This is a genomic window from Pantoea sp. CTOTU50773 (genome assembly GCF_032082325.1).
In the GTDB taxonomy this organism is placed as follows: domain Bacteria; phylum Pseudomonadota; class Gammaproteobacteria; order Enterobacterales; family Enterobacteriaceae; genus Pantoea; species Pantoea communis.
In genome coordinates, this window is the sequence record NZ_DAMDQC010000035.1 from 1 (window position 1) to 20,217 (window position 20,217).

Consider the following 20,217-nt stretch of genomic DNA (forward strand, 5'->3'; position numbering starts at 1 on the left):
GACAAGCTGTTAATCAGTGCTGTTGAGTCTTCAAACTCACCTACAACGTTGACCCATTCGATCTGTTCCAGAGACTTACGGATACCGAACAGAACAATCGGATGGTCATCGGCAATAATTACATTCAGGTTATTCATCTTATGGGTTACCTTGCTGCAGCAGTTGGTTGACGTATGCGTCAATTTCACTGGTGGTATTTATAATGGTTAAATCTTCACATAGTTTTATGTGATTTTCTAACTCTTCACAAAGCTGTTTACCTGGAACCAGATTTAGCATGGCGAACACGCCTTTCAGGCGATGTGCAGTCTGAGCAAGCGAGGGATAATCCTTCTCCGCTGCCTCAGTATACAGTCTCTTCACATCAGGCGGTACTGTCTCAGTAAACAGCTGGAAATAGCCTCCGCTCAACAGCGGCGTGGCAGCCTCATCTTCACTACTTTCCTCCATCAAATCATGAGCCATTTGCTTTTCAATCAGTGCCAGCAGTGCGTCAAGCAGCGCATTGCTGAGATTGAAATTGACCCGGTATTGCTGATCGTTCAATGCGTGGTGACCCATTTCGTCACCGGCTAATAGCAGAGCCCAGCCATTGAGGCGGGCGGGATCGTCAGTGATCAGCACATCATGATCCTGACCGGATAAACGTTCGTCAGAGGTCAGGCAATTCGCTCCCCAGTTTTCTAACTGGCGGCAAACAATTTTGTGCACATCCTCGACGGCGATATCGACCAGTGCGGTTACACCTTCCAGCAGCTTCTCTTCCTGCTCGCCTTGTAGTTCCAGCGCGAGGGGCAGTTGAATATTATAGCGTGTGCCGATATCGGGTTTGGCGATGATCTCCAGCTGGCCACCCATTTGCTTGCACAGCTGCTTGCAGAGGAAAAATGCCATGCCAGAGGCCTGACCGTAACGATCCTGGGTGGTTTCGCCCAGATACGGGAAATCAACATTGGCCAGCTCATCGACACTCAGGCCTGAGCCGGTATCCACCAGTTGCAGCAGCACTGAGTTAGGTTTGTTCTCGCTGGCCTTAATCTCCAGCGTAATTTTGCCCCACTGCGTGGTGGTGAGCGCATAGTGCATCAGGGTGGTCAGGACTTTGCGCAGTGCACGGCGATCGCCAAAGCGCATCTCGTCGTTGGCCAGATGGTTGTTGACCACCAGCGCCAACCCTTTACGGCGCATCAGCGGTAGGCTCTCCAGCGCGATGTCATCCAGCAACTCCTGCAAATTGAACACGCTAGCATCCGGCGACCAGTCGTGTGCTTCCAGGCGGTTCAGCAATACAATGTCATCGACCAAACGAGACAGGCCCTGACTTTCATCAAGCAAATCCAGCACGCTTTCGTCTTCATCACGCTGGCTGAGTTGCACCAGTTGCGCCACCATACTCTCCAGCGGACGGTTGAGGGCGTGACCGAGATTTTGCATCAGCTGCTGACGCATCTGATGATTACGATCCAACACCTGCTGTGCCTTCTGCAGTTTTTTATTCACCAGCAATTCACGGTCCTGATCGCGCATCATAAACAGCTGAGTATGCGGTGACAGCACGCTACGGGCGTGGCGGATCTCGTACACCTCGTTGTTGATGGTGGCCTGCAGCACGCCCTGATGCTGATCGGACATATTGATGATTTTCTGCAGGTTCAGATGGGGTAACAGATGCTCAGCAATCTTGTTGCTCAACAGCGTGCGATTGGTAGCGAAGTCATACACCAGCAAACCCACCGGCAGGCTCGCAACAATCTCTTCATTCAGCATGCGCAGCGAATCTAACTCGGCGCTTTGGTTCTCGTTCGGGCGCAATGACTGCTGACGCAATAAAGTAATGCCGGCAATCGAGAGCAGTAACAGCACCAGATTGATCAACAGCGGCCACATCAGATTATGCAGGGTATCCAAAGCGAGGCTGGTGAGCGGCACGCGATATACTAACTGTAACGAAGTGCTGGGCAGTGACGCCGCAATGACGAGATTAGGATTCGCCAGTGAAACAGATGTCGTTTCGCTAGTGGCATCGTCGCTGCTGGTGCTGGAAGATTGCGTGGCATCCTGAATCAACTGGAAATTTTCCAGCGGCATGCTGTGCGGGATCAAATCGTTGATCGGCAGATCAAAAGCGACCACCGTGGCGAGGTGACCAGGCTGGTTGAAGGTGGTGCGCAGGGTAAAGTAGTGATCGTTCTGCCAGGCGAAATGGCGCAGCGGTGAGAAGCTTTCACGTTCGTCCAGCGCATTGGCCTGTTGCAGCATCTCGGCACGGCGGCTGTCGACCAGCGTATTGATGGCGCTATCTTTATAACGCGTTGCCATATCTTTTAATGGCAGCGTCGAGATCATGATCAGGCTGTTGTCCTGGCCATTGAGGAAATACATCGACCAGGTGGGATTCTCTGCGCCCCACAGCGTATCGAGGTAGTTGGACATGCGCATCGTCATATCCAGCGTGCTGCTGTCGTGGGAGCCAAAGATCAGCGCCTCCGTTTTACGGCGCGTCTTTTCCAGGTAGTAAACATCCGGGCGCAGGCGGGTTTCCAGAAGATTGGTGTTGGGTGCAGATCCGGCCGCACTGGTGGCGAGATTTTCATAAATCTGCCAGGTCGCGAAACGCGAAGCGTCGATGCGTTTTTGTACGGCACGCGCTAAATCGGTCATCGCGTAACGCTTCTCAGTAAGCCAGGCGTTAACACTGTTGTGCACCATAGCTCCCAGGGCCAGAAACAGCACCAGGTTGAACACCACGAAGAAACGGGTGACGTTACCCGAGGTCAGCGGAAATTTATAAGGCAGCATAGTGTCTCAGGATCCTGCGATTAGCGCGCCACCAGGCGAGCACTGGCGGCAACGGCCAGCAGCAGCAGGGCGATCAATAAAAATGCGCCACTCAAACTGAGCCACTGGGAAATAAATCCGATTAGAGCCGGACCTGAAAGAATACCTGCATAGCCTAATGTTGTCATGGCAGAAATCGCCAGATTCGACGGCATATCGTGTTGATTCCCGGCCGCATTAAACAGCATTGGCACGGTGTTGGCTAAGCCGAATCCCACCAGCAGGAAAGCCAGCAGTGCAACCTGTGGCCACGGCAGTAACACCGCCAGCGTCATACCCGCTGCAGCGGCTAACGCACCCGTGACCATGACGGGATAGCGACCAAAACGTTGAATGACTTTATCACCGGTGAGACGGCCAATTGTCATCGCCACGGAGAAGATGGCATAGCCCAATCCCGCATGTGCTACGTCCATCTCTGTGTTTTGCAGTAACAGCAGTGCGCTCCAGTCAAGCACCGCGCCTTCTGCCAAAAACAGAATGAAGCACAGTAACCCCAGGAAAGCGACCCAACCGCGTGGGATCACCAGCCAGGGTTGATCGGGCTGATGCAACCGTTCAGTCATTAACGTTGGCAGGCTGATCACCAGCAGCACCACGATTAACACCATCACCACCGCGACAGCATGCAGGGGCGAGAGACCACTGGCCAGCAATAAACTGACGCTACCGGCACCAATAATCCCGCCCAGGCTGAAGAAACCATGGAAACCCGACATCATCGGCTTGCGTGCTGCTTTCTCCACTTCAACGGCCTGCACATTCATGGCGACATCCAGCATGCCTAACCCGGCACCGAAGATCATCAGTGCCGCAGCCATCAACCACATCACATTTAGCAGAGTGAGCAGTGGCAGGATCGTCAGCACCACTAACGTGGAACATAACATCACCCGACGGCCGCCCACGCGGGCAATCAGCGCACCGGTAATCGGCATCGCTGCGAGCGATCCCACACCGAGGCACAGCAGCAGCCCACCTAACGATGCGCCGCTCAGTGCCAGACGCTGGCTGGCAAAGGGAACCAGTGGCGCCCATGCCGACATGCAAAGTCCGGCGATCAGAAAGACGATGCGTGTACCCATGTTGACACGCTGATGCAAATGATTGTGCTGTGCGGCGTCCAGTGCTGTCATAAAAGTCTTTTTCAATAGCCGTCAAAGCGACGAAGTTTAGCATTAAAGCTGACGTCTCACCGCAGTTCAGAACCGATGAGTTCAGAAAAGATGAGCGCCAGAAACAGGCATATTACCGAGTTTTGGCGTGGCGTGACGCTTTTCCAGAACTTTCCTGGCACTTTCACGGCCTTCCTGCCGCGATCAATCGGTCGCGAATTGAAATTTCATGATGGAAAAGGACGAATATAAAATCATCATCGGTAATAAATCAGCGCTGCACTTTGCCTTAACCAATTGAATAAGAGGAGACTCATGTAGGCTAATAGGAGAGAGTCTGGTCCAGAGCATATTCCACTATTCTTCATTACGCACAGAAATTAACATTGCAGAATGATGGTTATCGATTGAACAAAAAGTGCGAAAAATAGCTAATAATGCGCCCGAGAGATTGTGTTAATTTAACTCAATCAACTAACTTTACTTAAAATTACGCGGAGATGAGTGATTTTGGCAAAAAAAATGCCGGACAAACATGTCCGGCGGGAATTAGGGTAAAACAACTCATTCGGGGTGAATGAAGGGAATAATGAAATAAATGATGATAGCGGGAGTAATTGTATGCGCTGAAGTGACTTTAGTTTTATCATTCAGTGCGGCAGGGCGTGTCAATTTAAGTTGTTGTTATTAAATGTATAAATAATCGATTACCAATATGTGCTGTATTCTTTGTTGATCCGTGCTGATTATTAGTTCCACGATATTTACATTTGGAAATAACTATTAAATACAATGAAACACTTTTGGAAATTTAGTATCATTTTCGTGATAGATTATTGCCCCGTATAAAATAACAATGGCTTGCCGGCTGAATTTTTAATCGTTCAGTTTGCAGTGGCATAAATAAAGGCACATTAAAGAGGGTAATAAAATGAAACGTCGCGTTCTCTCCCTGATGATCCCTGCATTGCTGGTTGCAGGTTCAGCAAGCGCAGCTGAAATTTACAACAAAGATGGCAACAAATTAGACCTCTACGGTAAAGTCGATGGTCTGCACTATTTCTCCGACAACTCAGGTTCAGACGGTGATCAGTCTTACCTGCGTTTCGGTTTCAAAGGTGAAACTCAGGTCACAGACCAACTGACCGGTTACGGCCAGTGGGAATACCAGGCTGCCCTTAACACCTCTGAAAACGAAGGCACCGCCAACAGCTTTACGCGTGTCGGTTTTGCGGGGCTGAAATTCGGTGATGCCGGTTCATTCGACTACGGTCGTAACTATGGCGTGATCTATGATGTTTCGGGCTGGACTGACGTATTGCCAGAGTTCGGTGGCGATACCTACGGCGCGGACAACTACATGTTCCAGCGCGGTAACGGCATGGCGACCTACCGCAACACCAACTTCTTTGGCCTGGTGGATGGCTGGAACTTTGCAGTCCAGTATCAGGGCAAAAATGACAACCCAACTGAATCCTCTAGCGGTCGTGATGTGCTGGGTGAGAACGGTGATGGTTACGGCCTGAGCACCACTTATGACATCGGCTCCGGTTTCGGTATCGGTGCAGCGATGTTCCAGTCTGACCGTACTAACAACCAGAACACCGGCGCTATCCTGGGTCGTGGTGATAAAGCTTCTGCTTACACCGGTGGCCTGAAATATGACGCCAACAACGTGTATCTGGCCGCGATGTACACCCGTTCGTACAACGCGACGCGCTTTGGCTCAAGCGATGCGACCTCATACGGTTATGCGGATACGGCGGATAACTGGGAATTGGTGGCACAGTACCAGTTCGACTTCGGTCTGCGCCCATCCCTGGCGTTCGTTTCTTCTCGCGGCAACGTGCAGAACTACGGCGATCAGAACCTGAAAAAATATGTTGATGTGGGTGCGACTTACTACTTCAACAAAAATATGTCGACCTATGTTGATTACCAGATCAACATGCTGGACGACAACAACTTCACCAATGCGGCCGGTATCAACACCGACGACATTGTGGCACTGGGCCTGGTTTACCAGTTCTAAGTTGCAGCTTGGTAGGGCGCGCCATGGTGCGCCCTCGGCGGGCTTCGGGTCGCCGCTACTGCATCTGTTGCATTAACGCACTTAGTCATACCTCCACGATCTCCTTTGCCTATTTCCTCCTCTGTATTCGCACAATGGCACCGTCGACCAGCAACATCATCTGTGCAGCCTTAAACTGCCTTTATGCTGGCAACTTCTCAGGGATTTTCTTTTTTAACGGCTGACCGATAGCGGCAGAAGAGTCTCTGTTTCACTGTAAGGCAGGAAGACGCCCGGATGACTATCCGGGCCTGGGCGAGCGGAGAAATGAGATTACGATACAGTGCGCCATTTTTTGGCTTTTGGCGCGGGCACTACCGACGTATGGGGCGTGGGTGTGCTGCCTTCCATTGCGACGCCTGCCAGCGTAAACGCGGAGAAGCGCAACCAGTGTTGCCAGGTTTGTTGGGTTTTTGTCTTATTCATTTTGCACCTCGCTGATGTTCAACTCAGTCTCAACGGTGCAGAATTCATGCCAGGTCACCGCTCTCAGCGCCACGCGGCCTCAATCTGATTTGCTACACTCCGGCAGCGCTGAAGCGGTGCATATCATTAATCCATGGTGCAAAAATTTAACGTTTGCGCGAGGGGTAATGCTGAATCAGGCGATGGCGATAGTGTTGCCAGCAGCGGAAAGTCCCGAAGATGAACAGAACGGCGGATACAGCGAGAATCATAAAAATCATCTGTCGCTCCTGTGCGGTTGGGGGGCTTGAACGCTCAATCCTGTGCAAGTCAGGTATGAACATCAAGCAGCTTTAGCCTGTTTTACAAGCGGTTTATGCTTTGAAACAGGATGAATTAATGAGTTACAGATGAGGAAGTGATGAGTATTAAGAATATTCTGCTAATTGGTGTTATCACCAGCGCGTTGTTCGGCTGCGACCAGCAGGCCTCCCGTAGCGCACTGGTGCTGGAAGGGAAAACCATGGGCACCCAGTGGCGCGTCAGCCTGGCGGGCGTCGATCCCCAACGGCAGGCCGCTTTGCAGCAGGCTATTCAGCAGCAGCTTGATCGTGATGATCATGAACTCTCCACCTGGAAGCAGGATTCAGTTTTGTCGCGCTTCAACCAGTATCAGGGTGATCAGCCGCAGCCGGTGAGCGCGGATATGGCGGATATCGTGGTTGAAGCCCTGCGCATCGGTCATAAAACCGAGGGTGCGATGGATATCACCGTCGGCCCGCTGGTCAATTTGTGGGGGTTCGGGCCCACGAAACAGCCTGCGCACACCCCGAGCCAGGCGCAGATTGACGCAGCGAAAGCGCAAACCGGCTTACAACATTTGCATGTGATCCAGAGCGTGGAGGGGCAGTGGTTGCAGAAAGATCTGCCCGCGCTGGATGTCGATCTTTCGACCATGGGGGAGGGATATGCCACCGACCATCTGGCACGATTGATGGAGCAGCAGGGCATTACCGACTATCTGGTGTCGGTGGGGGGCGCAGTACTAACCCGTGGGCAGAATGCCAGCAATCAACCCTGGCGTGTGGCGATCCAGAAACCCACCGATCGTGAAAACGCCGTCGAAGCGCGCGTTGACTTACAGGGGCACGGAATCAGCACCTCAGGCAGCTATCGCAACTATTATGAACTGGACGGCAAACGCATTTCGCACGTGATCGATCCCGCGACCGGACGCCCCATCGAACATAAACTGGTGTCGGCCACCGTGATTGCGACTACCGCGCTGGAAGCCGATGGCTGGGATACCGGGTTGATGGTGCTGGGCAGCGAACGGGCACAAGCGTTGGCAATCAAGGAACATTTGGCGGTTTATCTGATCAGCAAGCAGGGTGACGGCTTTACGCACTGGATGTCACCCCAGTTCAAATCCTTCCTGATCGATCAGGAAAGCAAATAACGGCAGGAGGCGCAGATGTTGGATCTGTTTAGTGAAGAAGCACCCTGGCAGGAACCGTTAGCGGAAGGCGCGGTGATTTTACGGCGCCGCGCGCGCGATGAAGCGGACGCATTGCTGGCGGCAATACAGGAGATTGCCGGGCAAAATCCCTTTGCTCACCGCATCACGCCGGGCGGGCATCGCATGTCGGTGGCGATGACCAACTGTGGCGATTTGGGCTGGTCGACGGACTCGCGCGGCTACCAATACACGGAGCAGGATAATGCCAGTGGGCACAAATGGCCGCCGATGCCTGCGCTGTTTCGCACGCTGGCGCAACAAACTGCGCAGGAAGCGGGATTCCCCGGCTTTAACCCGGATGCCTGCTTAATCAACCGCTACGAACCCGGTGCCAAACTCACGCTGCATCAGGATAAAGACGAGAAGGATCTGCGTCAGCCGATTGTTTCGGTGTCATTAGGCCTGCCAGCGGTGTTCCAGTTTGGTGGTTTTGAGCGCGGTGATGCCACGCAGCGGGTGCTGCTGGAGCACGGTGATATCGTGGTGTGGGGCGGCCCCTCACGCCTGCGTTATCACGGCATTCTGCCGCTCAAACCCGGTATTCACCCGGCAGCGGGCGCCTTTCGCTTTAATCTTACTTTCCGCCGCGCCCACTAACGGCGCGGTGAATGAGAATTAATCTTGCTATCATCCGGAGCGCCATTAAACTGCAGGCTGCTTGGTTGACCTCCGGAATCTGTTAATGGCATTGCTGCATGTGGTTTATCGCCAGTATCGCTGGCCTTTTATTGGTGTCATTCTGCTTACGCTGTTAAGCGCCGCGCTCGGCATCGGCTTAATCGCCTATATCAATAACGAGCTGATCGTCGCGGTAAATACCTCGATTTCTGTGCTGCCGAGTTTTCTGGGGCAGCTGTTTCTGCTGATGGCCGTGACGCTGGGATCGCAACTGGCGTTGACTCAGCTTGGTCATCACTTTGTCTGGCGCCTGCGCGGCGAATTCATCAAACGTATCCTCGATACTCGCGTCGAACGCATTGAGCAGATAGGTAACGCGCAACTGCTGGCGGGACTCACCAGTGATGTGCGTGCCATCACCATCGCCTTTGTCCGCCTGCCGGAACTGATTCAGGGCATCATTATTACCCTGGGTTCCGCGCTCTATCTGGCGTGGCTGTCACCTAAAATGCTGCTGATCACCTCGCTGTGGTTAGTGATCACGCTGGTTGGCGGCTGGCTGCTGGTGTCACGCGTTTATCAACACATGGCGAAGCTGCGTGAAATCGAAGACGATCTCTATCGTGATTTCCAGACCATTATTGAAGGACGCAAAGAGCTACAGCTTAACCGCGAGCGCGCTCAACTGATTTACGACAACGTCTATCAGGAAAACGCCACAAGCTATCGTCATCATATCGTTCGTGCCGATACCTTCCATCTCAGCGCGGTTAACTGGTCAAATATCATGATGCTGGGCGCGATTGGCATTGTGTTCTTTATGGCTAACGGTCTGGGTTGGGCGAACACGGCGGTGGCCGCCACCTATTCACTGACGCTGCTGTTCCTGCGCACGCCGTTACTGGCGGCGGTGGGTGCCTTGCCGACCTTGCTCAGTGCGCAGGTCGCCTTCCGTAAAATCAACACCTTCGATCTCGCGCCTTACGATGCACAGTTCAAAGTGCTGCCACAGGTGAGTAACTGGCAAACATTGGAACTGCGCGATGTCTGATTCCATTCTGGCGCTCACGGTTTCCAGATTGGCCCGATTACTCTGACGCTGCGTCGCGGTGAGTTAGTGTCCCTGATTGGCGGCAACGGCAGCGGCAAATCCACGCTGGCGATGCTGCTGACCGGCCTGTACCAGCCACAATCGGGCAGTTTGCTGCTGGATGGCAAAGTGGTTGACTGGCATAACCTCGATGCTTACCGCAAACACTTCTCAGCGGTGTTTACCGATGTACATTTGTTTGATCGCCTGATCGGTCACGGCGGTCAGCCAGCGAATCCTGGGCTGGTGCAGCAGTGGCTGGAACGCCTGAAGATGCAGGATAAACTGAAGCTGCAAGGCAATAAGGTGCTGAATCTGCAGCTCTCTAAAGGGCAAAGCAAGCGACTGGCGTTGCTGCTGGCAGCGGCAGAGGAACGCGACATCTTGCTGCTGGATGAGTGGGCTGCCGATCAGGACCCGCATTTCCGCCGCATCTTCTACCGCGAACTGCTGCCCTGGCTGCAGGCGTCGGGCAAAACCGTGTTTGCTATTAGCCATGATGATCACTACTTCATTCACGCCGACCGCTTGCTGGAGATGCGCGAAGGCCAGCTGAGTGAACTCACCGGTAACGAACGTGAGATGGCTACGCTGGATGCGGTGAAGCGCACCGACACCGGCCATTAACATCTGCCGGGAAAGCTTAGCAAAAAGCCTTATTGGGCAAGGTGTTGTCAGGCGAGTAAGGTGAGTTTCAACAGAGATTCCTCGTCTCTGTCTCCCTGGAACACTTCTGTCGTCTTGTGTTGTCACCGGCTTAGATTGATTCTGAGCCGGTTTTTTTATGGGTTATTCAGGGGATGAGCGATCAGCGTGATAACGCGGTCGCCGCGTCGCCAGAAGTGCGCCTGCAGGCGAGTACCGGCGTTAAACTCGCGTGAAAAGTCCTGCGTCAACGTGAGAGTGGCGCGGCCTTGCGTCAAATCCCACTCCAGCAACTCCGCGTGCAGAAAATCCATCGGCTGATGCAACTGTGGCCACAACGCTTTATAGACACTCTCTTTCAGTGAAAACAGCAAAGTAGCCGCCGCTGCAAACGGCAGTGCAGCGGCGGTTAACCGTTGACGCTCTGCACGGCTCATCAGCATCTCCGCCGTTTCCTCTGCGGTCTGTTCTGCCATCAATTGCTCGACATCAACGCCTATACATAGGGGCGCCTGCGTTGCCGCGATGACGGCCATTTGCTGCGAATGCGAGAGTGAGGCCTGAATCCCCACCGGCCATACAGGCGAGCGATCGGGCGCATTACGCAGGATAAAGTCAGGCATCGCGAAGCGCGCCAGCATCTGCTGCGCCAGCCAGCGACTGGCTAAATGCTCAGCTTTACGCTTGGTGACGGCATTGTGTAACGCCAGTGGTAGCGGGAGCTGCCAGTGTTGATGCAGATCGCTGTGCCATGCCTGCTGATTAAATTCACACCACGCAATAGGGAGCGGAGAGCTTGTCATAGCCGCAGCGGTAATAAACGGAGAGGGGGTCAGTGCCAGGGGAATTTCAGAAGCAAACATTAAGCATCACGGCTGACGGTTAAAACGCTATTTTTACCCGTCAGCCGTGAAAAGAGCAAGCCAAAACGGCTCACCCACGTTTAGTGATTAGGCGGAATTGACATGCCTTTGATCTGTACCACAAAGTGCTCGTTGCCTTTGGTTATACGCGCACCGCGGTCACACCACCGCGAAGCCAGGCGGAAAAAATCGTCGCTGCCGATATCGTAAGCCAGTTCAACTTTACTGATACCTGAATGCAGGAGTTCTTCCGCGTCCTGCAGGTTTTTAGCTTTGATGACCATAATAAGTGTCCATCGAAAAACAGGAAGGATAAGAGTAATTAAACTGTATGACAGTTTTGTTTCAATCAGATGAAATGCTGTCATATTTGACGAAAAATGTGATCCCGCTCCGCTTTGATTGCTTTCGGTAACTGACTGATTATTTCCGAGAAGATTTCCCACTCAGGCCGTTTTACGATAATACTGAATGGGTTAACCAAGGAGGTTGTTATGGAAATACCGCGTCTGGAAACGCCCCGTTTACTGCTGCAACCGCTGCGAAGCGAAGATGCGATTCAGGTACAGCAGGTTTTCCCGCGCTGGGAAATCGTGCGGCATCTGATCGGTTCTGTGCCCTGGCCTTATCCCGCTGATGGCGCCCGTCAATATATTGAGGGTATGGCGCTGCCTGCAATGAAAGCAGGGCAGGCGTGGCACTGGAGCCTTCGCCATCGATCTGATCCCAACAGTCTGATTGGTTTAATCTCACTGCGTCTGGGGCCGGAAGATAACCGGGGATTCTGGTTGGTGCCCGAATGGCAGAAGCAGGGATTGATGAGTGAAGCCTGCGCAGCAGTCACCGAATTCTGGTTTATCCATCTCGATCAGACGCGTCTGCGTGTGCCCAAGGCGATGGATAATCTGGCTTCTCGTCGCATCTCGGAACGCACTGGCATGCGGTTAGTGGATACCTATCGCAAAACTTTTGTTGAGGGCGAGTTACCGGCGGGCACCTGGGAACTGACGCGTGACGAATGGCTGGCGCAGCGTGATAGAGGATAGCGGCCTTCAGAAAGCAAAAAAGCAACCTTAAGGGCTGCTTTTTTATAGGATTTTGGTCGGCACGAGAGGATTTGAACCTCCGACCCCGGACACCCCATGACCGTGCGCTACCAGGCTGCGCTACGTGCCGAACGTGGAGAAGTAGTCTACTGGTTCCGCTCACGATTGCAATATGCGCAGGTTTTAACTGCCTCATAATTAATCAGTTTGCGGTAAAGCGCTTCTCTTCCGTCAATACCTGTAGCAGTAATGCCAGCTGCGGTTTGTGATCCTTCAGTTTGTTACCCTGAGCATCGTAGGCGCTATAACTGCCGTTGTTATTCAGCACCAGCGTCACGGTTGGCGTAGTCACCACCAGTTTGCCCTCTTCACTACTGGCGACCCAGTTGTGACTGCGTTGAGCAGCAAACAGATCTTCACCCTGTGAATAATTGGCCGGATTGGTGCGCGCGTGCAGCAGACGTTGCATCAACGTCGTCATCACATCCTGCTGATCGGTCAGACGATCGATGGTCTGCGCCGGCGTATTCGGCCAGTGCACCACCAGAGGCACCCGTAACGTTGCACGGTTGCCCGGATTATCATCATTATCCGGCGTAACCGCACGCTGGGCGGTAATCACCACCACGGTATTTTTGAGCAAATCGCGTTGCTGCAACGTCTGTAGCACGGCCGCAATTTGCTCATCAACGCTGTTAGCCTGGCGCAAATAGCTGCGCTGACGCGCTTTAATGCTTTCGCCAGTCACGTTGACGCCATCAAGTGAAATCCAGGAGAACCAGGGCGCACCCTCGGCTTTCTGGCCGTTGAGCCAGTTTTGCCATTGGTTCACCGTCGTGCTGTTTGGCTGAGCATCCGCCTCTGGCAGGCTGTAATCCGCTAACAGCGCCTGGCGATACAAGGGTTGGCTGAAACCATCGGAGGAGAACAGACCAAACTGATACCCCTGCGAATTTAGCGCACCGAGTAACGCCGAAGGCATGCGCGCGGCAAGTACGCCGTCCATATAGCTGGAGGAGATGCCGTAAAACAGCCCGAACATGCCTTTCTCCGGCGCAATCCCGGCACTGTAGTGTTGGGTAAAGCGTACGTTGTCACTGGCAAACTGATTCAGCGATGGCAGTGCCTTATCCAGATTGTCATGACTCAAACCATCAACGGTTAGCAGCAGCAGGTTGTGGCGTGTGCCGCCATCGCGGAAGGTGATATCACTCAGCGGATACTGCACTGACAGCGCCTCAGGATCACCCTGTTGCACCAGACGACGCTGATACTCCTGCGCATCCAGCAAGCCATGGCGTTCAAGAAAGCGTCGCGCGGTCATCGGATAGGAGAGCGGCAGATTGGCGCGCTGCATGGTAATCGGGCGATAGAAATTGGCGTCGGCCCAGATATACAGCAGATGGCTGGCAAAGAAAGCACAGATAAACAGCGCGGCCAGCGGCTTACCAAATGAGCGTCGATTCAGGCTGCGCAGCTTCTGCCAGCTCCAGGTGGCAAACAACATCTCCACGAGGAAGATGACCGGTACGCTAATAAACATCAGCTGCCAGTCACGCGCCATCTCGCTTTGGTCGGGGTTGATGACCAACTCCCACACCACCGGATTCAGATGGAGGTGGAAGCGGTTGAATACCGCGCTATCGACCATAATCAGCGTCAGCCCGGCAGTGGCGATAATCGCCGACAGCACCCTAAGCAATCGCTGTGACATCACCACAAAGGTGAGTGGGAAGATAATCAGCAGATAACCGGCAAACACAATAAAGCTAAAGTGGCCAATCCAGCTGGTATAGGCATAAATACGGCCCGCAAGCGAGGCGGGCCAGTCGGCGACCAACAGGTAGCGGCTGCCTAAAATCAGCGCGAAGATGATGTTAAACAGGGCAAACCAGTGCCCCCAGCTGATCATCTGGGAGACTTTTTCGCGGTAGCGCTGCCGGTTGGTTACCATATTTATGAGGTCAGATCTGCAATTTAGTGGGCGTTGTCATCGCGAACGGAAGACTGCAACGCTTCCGCGAAAGATTTCGCCAGGCTGCGGCGCTGGGCCGGCGAGACACTGGTGTTAATCAAATTGGTTACCATGTTCCCTAACACCATCAGGGAAAGGTCGGTTGGCGCTTTGTCTTTTTCAAGAATCTGCGCCATCTGCGCGAGAAGCTTCTCTACGCGCTCGTCGCTATAACGGGATGATTGTGGCATATCGTCGACTAATCAAGTGTGAAAAGGCGGTATATTACCGTAACAACGCGCTTTTTTCCGCAATTAAATCGCAAGCAGAGCGATCAGTTTGTGCGTGGAGTTGAAAGCAGCGGCGGGCGGTGTTTGAATACGCGCCTGAGCCCAAAGGAGAGTCTACCATGAGTCTGGATATCGACCAGATTGCCCTGCATCAGTTAGTCAAACGTGATGAAAACCAGCTTGAGGTGGTCCTGCGCGACACTTTGCTGCCCGCGACCCGTGCGGTAGAAGAGATGGCAGAAGAGCTGCATCGGGTGTACAGCGCCAAAAGCAAAGCCTATGGCCTGTTTAATGAAGAGAGTGAACTGGCCGATGCGCTGCGCAATTGCCGCAAAGGGGAAGATGACTTTCTGGCCTTTAGCCGTGCCGCGACCGGGCGTCTGCGTGATGAGCTGGGCAAATATCCGTTTGCGGAAAGTGGCGTGGTGCTGTTCCTGCACTATCGCTATCTGGCGGTGGAGTATTTGCTGGTGGCGATGCTGAGCAGCCAGTCAAGCATGCGCGTCAATGAACAACTGGATATTAGCAGCACTCATTATCTCGATATTAATCATGCGGATATTGTGGCGCGTATCGATCTTACTGAATGGGAAACCAACCCAGAATCCACCCGTTATCTGACCTTCCTGCGTGGACGCGTCGGGCGCAAAGTGGCCGATTTCTTTATGGATTTCCTCGGTGCCAGCGTTGGACTCGATACCAAAGCACAGAACCGGGGGTTGCTGCAGGCGGTAGATGATTACTGCGCGGAATCGAATCTCGATAAGAACGAGCGCCAGAACTATCGTCAGCAGGTTTACAGCTACTGCAACGACCAACTGCAGGCGGGTGAGGAGATTGCGCTGGAAGATCTTTCCAGTGAACTGCCGCCGCTGGGAGAGAAAACCTTCCAGGCCTTTACCCAGGAGCAGGGTTATGAGTTGGAAGAGCATTTCCCGGCTGACCGTAGCACATTACGCCAGTTGACCAAGTTTGCTGGCAGCGGTGGCGGCCTGACGCTGAATTTTGATGCCATGCTACTGGGCGAGCGCATTTTTTGGGATCCCGCGACCGATACCCTGACCATCAAAGGCACACCGCCTAATCTGCGCGATCAGTTACAGCGCCGAACCGGCGGTAACTGATTTTCAGGCAAAAAAAACGCCGCGTAAGCGGCGTTCTCTTTTCAACTCGTTGGCGATTAAGCGCGAACGAAGTCGATGTGGTGCAGTTTTGGCTTGAACGGATGACGCTGTACCGCCTGAGCTTTAACTTTAACTTCTTTACCATCAACAACGATGGTCAGCACGTCGGTGTAGAACTCAGGCTTAGCCTGCAGGTTCATTACAACGTCGTGGTCCAGTTCGATAGCAACTGGCGCTTCGTTTCCGCCATAGATGATGGCTGGGAATTTATTTGCTACACGCAGACGGCGGCTCGCACCCTTACCCTGCTCTTTACGTACTTCAGCGTTGAAAGTGGTCATTTGATTTCTCTTCAATCATTTCTGCTACAGGCGACCCAGCAACAGACGGTTATTCATATGCTTTTACGGATGCAAAAGCGGGCGGCATTATAGCCGCAATAGAAGACGCGGGCAAATGATTCCGTCGCTTAACGCAGCTCATTCGCGCGTCGATAACGTCCTTGATAATCGAACATCTTCTCGCGAATTTGCCAGAAATGACCTTTCGCGCGTGCCACCACAAAATCGGGCTGACGCAGCAGTGGCTGCAAAGCGATAACATCCGCAGCCGTTTGCCAACCGAGTTCCACGCCGGGTGCGCGCTGGTGTGGGCGCATAAACAGCTGCTCGAAGGCTTTACGTTGAGCAGGCGTTTGCAGACGAAAACGTTCACTGACGCTGGTGCCATCTTCATCAAAGTAGGTCGCTTTTAGCCATTCGCCTTTCTCGTCGCGCCCTTGCTCCAGCGTCATACCGCCGCAGCGCAGCACACGTGCATCTTTAAGTTTTAGCGCGGCTTTCAACATATCATCAGGGTCGACCATAATACGATCGCACTGATGACAGCGGCGGGCCGCAATATCGTTTTCTGCACCGCAGTCGGGACAACTTTTAAAGCGGAAGCGATAGTCGCACTGTTCACGATTGCCCTCATCATCCTCCATCACGCCCTGACACCGACGGCCAAAATGTTCAATGATATGGCCATCTTCGGTGGTTTTTCCCCAGAAGGTATTGGCGAAACCACAGGCTGGGCAGAACACTTGCACCGGCTGATTGTCACTGGCGCCTTTTGGCGTGCCGACTTCAGGGGTAAAGAGATCGTGCGGATTGCCAGCATAATCGAGGATCAGGCAGTCGGTTTTGCCTGGTGACAAACGCAGGCCGCGCCCGACAATCTGTTGATACAAACTGACCGATTCAGTGGGGCGCAATATGGCGATAAGATCCACATGCGGCGCATCAAAGCCGGTGGTCAGCACCGCGACGTTCACTAAAAACTTTAACTGTTGCGCTTTAAATTCGCTGATCAAACGATCGCGTTCTTTCACCACTGTTTCCGCTGACACCAACGCGCTGTTCTCGGGCAACAGAGATAAAATCTCACGCGCATGTTCTACCGTGGCGGCGAATACCATCACGCCACGACGATCCTCCGCGAACTCCACGATCTGTCTGATGATGTGCGGCGTCACGCGATTCTGCTGCTTTAATTCGCGATTGAGATCGGCTTCGCTGAATAAACCGTTATTTTGCGGGATCAGGCGGCTGAAATCGTACTGTACGACCGGCATATCCAGCCGTTCGGGTGGCACAAGGAAACCGTGCTTGATCATGTAGCGCAGCGGCAATTCATAAATACAGTCGCGGAATAGCGCGTGCTGATCGCCGCGTACCATGCCGTGATAGTGAAACTGATAAATCCAGCCTTTACCGAGGCGAAAGGGCGTCGCTGTGAGCCCCAGCAGGCGCAGTTGAGGATTATGCTGCCGCAGATGGGCGAACAGCTGCTGATACTGACTCTCTTCGTTGTCGCTGATGCGGTGGCACTCATCGACGATCACCAGAGAAAAGGCGCTGTCGAAGCGATCCAGATTGCGCGCCACGGATTGCACGCTGCCAAATACCACTTTGCTTTCGCTCTGTTTGCGCTGTAAACCGGCGGCAAAAATATCGGCTTCCAGACCATACGCCTGATATTTGCTGTGGTTCTGCTCGACCAACTCTTTCACATGCGCCAGCACCAGCACGCGGCCTCGGGCAATGCGCGCCAGTTCAGCAATCACCAGACTTTTACCGGCACCCGTCGGCAGCACAATCACGGCGGGCGCATCGTGGCGGCGAAAATGCTGGAGTGTGGCGTCAACCGCCTCTTGCTGGTACGGGCGCAGGGTGAAGGACATCAGGGCAAACTTTTTTTTCAAACGGGCACGCATTATGCCATGAAAACAGCTGAAACGCAGGCGCGGTACTGTTAGCAGGCGAAGGATCAAGCTATACTGCCCACACTTTTTTAACGGTTTAAAAACGCCGTTTCAGTTCCCTCCGTAGTAACAGGCAAAAGCGAATTCATGCGACTCGAAAAATTCATATCTCAGCAGCTGGAAGTCAGCCGTGCTATCGCTGGCCGCGAAATCCGCGCCAGGAAAGTCACCATTAATGGCGAAGTGGTTCGCGATGCGGGCTACAAAGTGTTGCCAGACGACGAAATCGAATACGACGGCAACCCACTGGTGGTGCAAAGCGGTCCACGCTACTTCATGCTGAATAAGCCGCAGGGTTATGTCTGCTCCACTGACGATCCCGATCATCCTACCGTGCTGTTCTTCATGGAAGAACCGGCTGCTTTTAAGCTGCATGCGGCGGGCCGTCTGGATATCGACACCACCGGTCTGGTGCTGTTGACGGACGATGGTCAGTGGTCACACCGTATTACCTCTCCGCGCCATCACCTGGAAAAAACCTATCTGGTTGAGGTAGAAGAGCCGATTGACCCTGCGTTGGTGGAGAAGTTTGCGACGGGGATTCAACTGCACAATGAGAAAGAACTGACCAAACCGGCGGTGCTGGAAATCCTCGATGAAAAAGCCGCTCGTTTAACTATCACGGAAGGCCGCTATCATCAGGTCAAACGCATGTTTGCCGCGATGGGTAATCATGTGTCCGCGCTGCATCGCGAAAGCATTGGCGAGATCGTGCTGGATGACGACCTGGCTGAAGGTGAATACCGTGAACTCACGGAAGAAGAGGTCGACAGCATCGGCCTGCCAGAAGAGCTGAAAAAACGCAAATAGCGGGAGAAAGCGGTGCGTAAGGAAAAGAATTCACCGGTAGGGTTGGTCGTGATTCTGGGATTGCTGGCGATGCTGATGCCGCTCTCCATTGATATGTATTTGCCGGCAATGCCGCAAATCGCACGCGAATTTGCCGTTTCGGCAGGCAGCGTGCAGATGACGCTTAACCTTTACATTCTGGGGTTTGCTATCGGGCAGTTGGTGTATGGCCCGCTGGCGGACAGCTACGGACGTAAACCGGTGATTGTGCTGGGCACGCTGATCTTTGCCTGCGCCGCGGCGGCATGTGCCTTGTCGCAGTCCATTGATCAACTGATCTTTATGCGCTTCCTGCACGGCTTGTCGGCGGCAGCGGCCAGCGTGGTGATTAACGCGCTGATGCGAGACAGTTACTCGAAAGAGGATTTCTCGCGCATGATGTCGTTTGTCATGCTGGTCACCACCATTGCACCGTTACTGGCACCGATTATCGGCGGTTGGCTGTTGCTGCTGTGGAACTGGCACGCGATTTTCTGGACGCTGGCTGTGGCCGCATTGATCACTACCGTACTGGTGGTGACGCAGATCCGCGAGACGCTCAAGCCTGAACTGCGGCAGCGCTTCCATTTGCGAACCACGCTGAGTAACTTTGTCGCGCTGGTGCGCCATAAACGTGCGTTCAGCTACATGCTGGCAAGCGGCTTCTCCTTTGCGGGATTGTTTACCTTCCTCAACGCCGGGCCTTTTGTTTACATCGAAGTGAATCACGTTTCACCGCAAAACTTTGGCTACTACTTTGGCCTTAACGTGGTGTTCCTGTTTGTCATGACGCTGATCAACAGCCGCGCGGTACGCCGCTTCGGGCCTTTGGCGATGTTCCGTATCGGACTGATCATACAGTTTGCGATGGGCATCTGGCTGCTGATTGCCAGCGCGCTGGATTTAGGTTTCCTGTCGCTGGTGTTTGGCGTGGCGATGTTTATCGGCTGCGTCTCGACGGTTTCTTCGAACGCGATGGCGGTGATTCTCGATGAGTTTCCGCATATGGCGGGCACCGCATCGTCACTGGCCGGTACTTTGCGCTTTGGCGTGGGTGCGCTGGTGGGGGCATTGCTGTCACTGGTGAGTATTAACAGCGCCTGGCCAATGGTGGCGACCATTGCCCTGTGCGCAACCGTATCCATTGTGTTGTTTAGCTACGCCGCACGTCCACGCCACGCGTAAACCTGCACTTTCCTCTCACGGCGCGGTTGATCGCGGAGTTCACTGGTTTTTAGAGCCATTGAATTCGCGAATAAAAAACCGCGCCGTTATCACATTCCCTCTTGCCGTATGCGATCAATTCTTCACGTTCACTCGCGAATCCCCACATATTCGTTATGCTTAATGTTTCCATAATGTGAAAATTTAGGTGTAAAAAAGTAACTATATTGCGTCTAAAATGATTGTTAACTGCCGCCGAACAAGGTACACATAGGCATAAATGCGAGAAAGCTCGCAAATAATAACTTTGCTACATGCTTTGTGTTTAAAACGAGAAGGCAA

The 20,217-nt window shown here is 53.3% G+C and carries 16 protein-coding genes, 1 tRNA gene and 2 pseudogenes; 8 read left to right on the plus strand and 11 right to left on the minus strand.

Annotation, left to right across the window (positions count from 1 at the left end):
- From RT340_RS07980 to RT340_RS07990, 3 genes and pseudogenes are all read right to left on the minus strand, one after another.
- Nucleotides 1-137, minus strand: a pseudogene (locus RT340_RS07980) (DNA-binding response regulator); the annotation flags it as partial.
- A 1-nt stretch (nucleotide 138) separates the two neighbouring features.
- Entirely contained in the window at nucleotides 139-2,796 is a 2,658-nt protein-coding gene (gene rcsD / locus RT340_RS07985) for a phosphotransferase RcsD (RefSeq protein WP_160833504.1), read from the minus strand.
- Nucleotides 2,797-2,819: 23 nt separating this feature from the next.
- Nucleotides 2,820-3,974, minus strand: coding sequence for an MFS transporter (locus RT340_RS07990; protein ID WP_097116590.1), 1,155 nt, complete (start codon nucleotides 3,972-3,974; stop codon nucleotides 2,820-2,822).
- Between the two features lie 910 nt (nucleotides 3,975-4,884).
- Here RT340_RS07990 and ompC point away from each other — a divergent pair.
- Nucleotides 4,885-5,985, plus strand: a complete 1,101-nt coding sequence (gene ompC, locus RT340_RS07995) for a porin OmpC (protein ID WP_097116591.1) — start codon at nucleotides 4,885-4,887, stop codon at nucleotides 5,983-5,985.
- 312 nt (nucleotides 5,986-6,297) lie between these two features.
- Here ompC and RT340_RS08000 read toward each other — a convergent pair whose 3' ends face one another.
- Nucleotides 6,298-6,450 (minus strand): hypothetical protein, encoded by a 153-nt coding sequence (locus RT340_RS08000; RefSeq protein WP_176505708.1) that lies wholly within the window; start codon nucleotides 6,448-6,450, stop codon nucleotides 6,298-6,300.
- Between the two features lie 400 nt (nucleotides 6,451-6,850).
- Here RT340_RS08000 and apbE point away from each other — a divergent pair, with 400 nt between their 5' ends.
- The 3 genes and pseudogenes from apbE (at nucleotide 6,851) to RT340_RS08020 (ending at nucleotide 10,283) form a co-directional block, all read left to right on the plus strand.
- On the plus strand, nucleotides 6,851-7,888 hold the full coding sequence (gene apbE / locus RT340_RS08010; RefSeq protein ID WP_097116592.1) for an FAD:protein FMN transferase ApbE: 1,038 nt from the start codon (nucleotides 6,851-6,853) through the stop codon (nucleotides 7,886-7,888).
- Nucleotides 7,889-7,903: 15 nt separating this feature from the next.
- The gene (gene alkB / locus RT340_RS08015) at nucleotides 7,904-8,545 is read left to right on the plus strand and encodes a DNA oxidative demethylase AlkB (RefSeq protein ID WP_166934720.1); all 642 of its coding nucleotides are present in this window, start codon (nucleotides 7,904-7,906) and stop codon (nucleotides 8,543-8,545) included.
- 85 nt (nucleotides 8,546-8,630) lie between these two features.
- Nucleotides 8,631-10,283, plus strand: a pseudogene (locus RT340_RS08020) (multidrug ABC transporter permease/ATP-binding protein).
- 155 nt (nucleotides 10,284-10,438) lie between these two features.
- Here RT340_RS08020 and RT340_RS08025 read toward each other — a convergent pair.
- Nucleotides 10,439-11,104: a 4'-phosphopantetheinyl transferase gene (locus RT340_RS08025; RefSeq protein WP_237448780.1), complete on the minus strand. Its 666-nt coding sequence runs from the start codon at nucleotides 11,102-11,104 to the stop codon at nucleotides 10,439-10,441.
- A gap of 140 nt (nucleotides 11,105-11,244) precedes the next feature.
- Complete coding sequence (locus RT340_RS08030; RefSeq protein ID WP_034824993.1) at nucleotides 11,245-11,448, minus strand: hypothetical protein; 204 nt, start codon at nucleotides 11,446-11,448, stop codon at nucleotides 11,245-11,247.
- A gap of 210 nt (nucleotides 11,449-11,658) precedes the next feature.
- Here RT340_RS08030 and RT340_RS08035 point away from each other — a divergent pair, with 210 nt between their 5' ends.
- The gene (locus RT340_RS08035) at nucleotides 11,659-12,210 is read left to right on the plus strand and encodes a GNAT family N-acetyltransferase (RefSeq protein ID WP_097116596.1); all 552 of its coding nucleotides are present in this window, start codon (nucleotides 11,659-11,661) and stop codon (nucleotides 12,208-12,210) included.
- 53 nt (nucleotides 12,211-12,263) lie between these two features.
- On the opposite strand, the gene RT340_RS08040 is transcribed toward RT340_RS08035, so the two are convergent.
- The 3 genes from RT340_RS08040 to RT340_RS08050 form a co-directional block, all read right to left on the minus strand.
- Nucleotides 12,264-12,340 (minus strand) — tRNA-Pro (locus tag RT340_RS08040).
- 72 nt (nucleotides 12,341-12,412) lie between these two features.
- Nucleotides 12,413-14,164: an LPS biosynthesis-modulating metalloenzyme YejM gene (yejM, locus tag RT340_RS08045; protein WP_313375248.1), complete on the minus strand. Its 1,752-nt coding sequence runs from the start codon at nucleotides 14,162-14,164 to the stop codon at nucleotides 12,413-12,415.
- Nucleotides 14,165-14,187: 23 nt separating this feature from the next.
- Complete coding sequence (locus tag RT340_RS08050) at nucleotides 14,188-14,415, minus strand: YejL family protein (RefSeq protein WP_034824987.1); 228 nt, start codon at nucleotides 14,413-14,415, stop codon at nucleotides 14,188-14,190.
- A 158-nt stretch (nucleotides 14,416-14,573) separates the two neighbouring features.
- On the opposite strand from RT340_RS08050, the gene yejK reads away from it, so the two are divergent.
- On the plus strand, nucleotides 14,574-15,578 hold the full coding sequence (gene yejK / locus RT340_RS08055; RefSeq protein ID WP_034824985.1) for a nucleoid-associated protein YejK: 1,005 nt from the start codon (nucleotides 14,574-14,576) through the stop codon (nucleotides 15,576-15,578).
- Between the two features lie 56 nt (nucleotides 15,579-15,634).
- Here the strand turns inward: yejK and rplY are convergent, their stop codons facing one another.
- Together rplY and RT340_RS08065 are read right to left on the minus strand one after the other, a co-directional pair.
- Nucleotides 15,635-15,919, minus strand: a complete 285-nt coding sequence (gene rplY / locus RT340_RS08060; protein ID WP_034824983.1) for a 50S ribosomal protein L25 — start codon at nucleotides 15,917-15,919, stop codon at nucleotides 15,635-15,637.
- Between the two features lie 128 nt (nucleotides 15,920-16,047).
- Entirely contained in the window at nucleotides 16,048-17,802 is a 1,755-nt protein-coding gene (locus RT340_RS08065) for a DEAD/DEAH box helicase family protein (RefSeq protein WP_313375272.1), read from the minus strand.
- Between the two features lie 168 nt (nucleotides 17,803-17,970).
- Here RT340_RS08065 and rsuA point away from each other — a divergent pair, with 168 nt between their 5' ends.
- Together rsuA and RT340_RS08075 are read left to right on the plus strand one after the other, a co-directional pair.
- On the plus strand, nucleotides 17,971-18,693 hold the full coding sequence (rsuA, locus tag RT340_RS08070; RefSeq protein WP_313375254.1) for a 16S rRNA pseudouridine(516) synthase RsuA: 723 nt from the start codon (nucleotides 17,971-17,973) through the stop codon (nucleotides 18,691-18,693).
- A gap of 12 nt (nucleotides 18,694-18,705) precedes the next feature.
- A complete protein-coding gene (locus tag RT340_RS08075; protein ID WP_160833470.1) occupies nucleotides 18,706-19,896 on the plus strand; it encodes a Bcr/CflA family multidrug efflux MFS transporter in 1,191 nt (396 codons plus the stop codon).
- Nucleotides 19,897-20,217: the final 321 nt, after the last annotated feature.

Bases quoted from the DNA above. Each gene is read 5' to 3' on its own strand.
- RT340_RS08030 (WP_034824993.1), bottom strand. From the start codon at position 11,448: ATGGTCATCAAAGCTAAAAACCTGCAGGACGCGGAAGAACTCCTGCAT.
- alkB (WP_166934720.1), top strand. From the start codon at position 7,904: ATGTTGGATCTGTTTAGTGAAGAAGCACCCTGGCAGGAACCGTTAGCG.
- ompC (WP_097116591.1), top strand. From the start codon at position 4,885: ATGAAACGTCGCGTTCTCTCCCTGATGATCCCTGCATTGCTGGTTGCA.
- yejK (WP_034824985.1), top strand. From the start codon at position 14,574: ATGAGTCTGGATATCGACCAGATTGCCCTGCATCAGTTAGTCAAACGT.
- RT340_RS07990 (WP_097116590.1), bottom strand. From the start codon at position 3,974: ATGACAGCACTGGACGCCGCACAGCACAATCATTTGCATCAGCGTGTC.
- RT340_RS08065 (WP_313375272.1), bottom strand. From the start codon at position 17,802: ATGTCCTTCACCCTGCGCCCGTACCAGCAAGAGGCGGTTGACGCCACA.
- rsuA (WP_313375254.1), top strand. From the start codon at position 17,971: ATGCGACTCGAAAAATTCATATCTCAGCAGCTGGAAGTCAGCCGTGCT.
- apbE (WP_097116592.1), top strand. From the start codon at position 6,851: ATGAGTATTAAGAATATTCTGCTAATTGGTGTTATCACCAGCGCGTTG.
- RT340_RS08000 (WP_176505708.1), bottom strand. From the start codon at position 6,450: ATGAATAAGACAAAAACCCAACAAACCTGGCAACACTGGTTGCGCTTC.
- rplY (WP_034824983.1), bottom strand. From the start codon at position 15,919: ATGACCACTTTCAACGCTGAAGTACGTAAAGAGCAGGGTAAGGGTGCG.
- yejM (WP_313375248.1), bottom strand. From the start codon at position 14,164: ATGGTAACCAACCGGCAGCGCTACCGCGAAAAAGTCTCCCAGATGATC.
- RT340_RS08035 (WP_097116596.1), top strand. From the start codon at position 11,659: ATGGAAATACCGCGTCTGGAAACGCCCCGTTTACTGCTGCAACCGCTG.
- RT340_RS08025 (WP_237448780.1), bottom strand. From the start codon at position 11,104: ATGACAAGCTCTCCGCTCCCTATTGCGTGGTGTGAATTTAATCAGCAG.
- RT340_RS08050 (WP_034824987.1), bottom strand. From the start codon at position 14,415: ATGCCACAATCATCCCGTTATAGCGACGAGCGCGTAGAGAAGCTTCTC.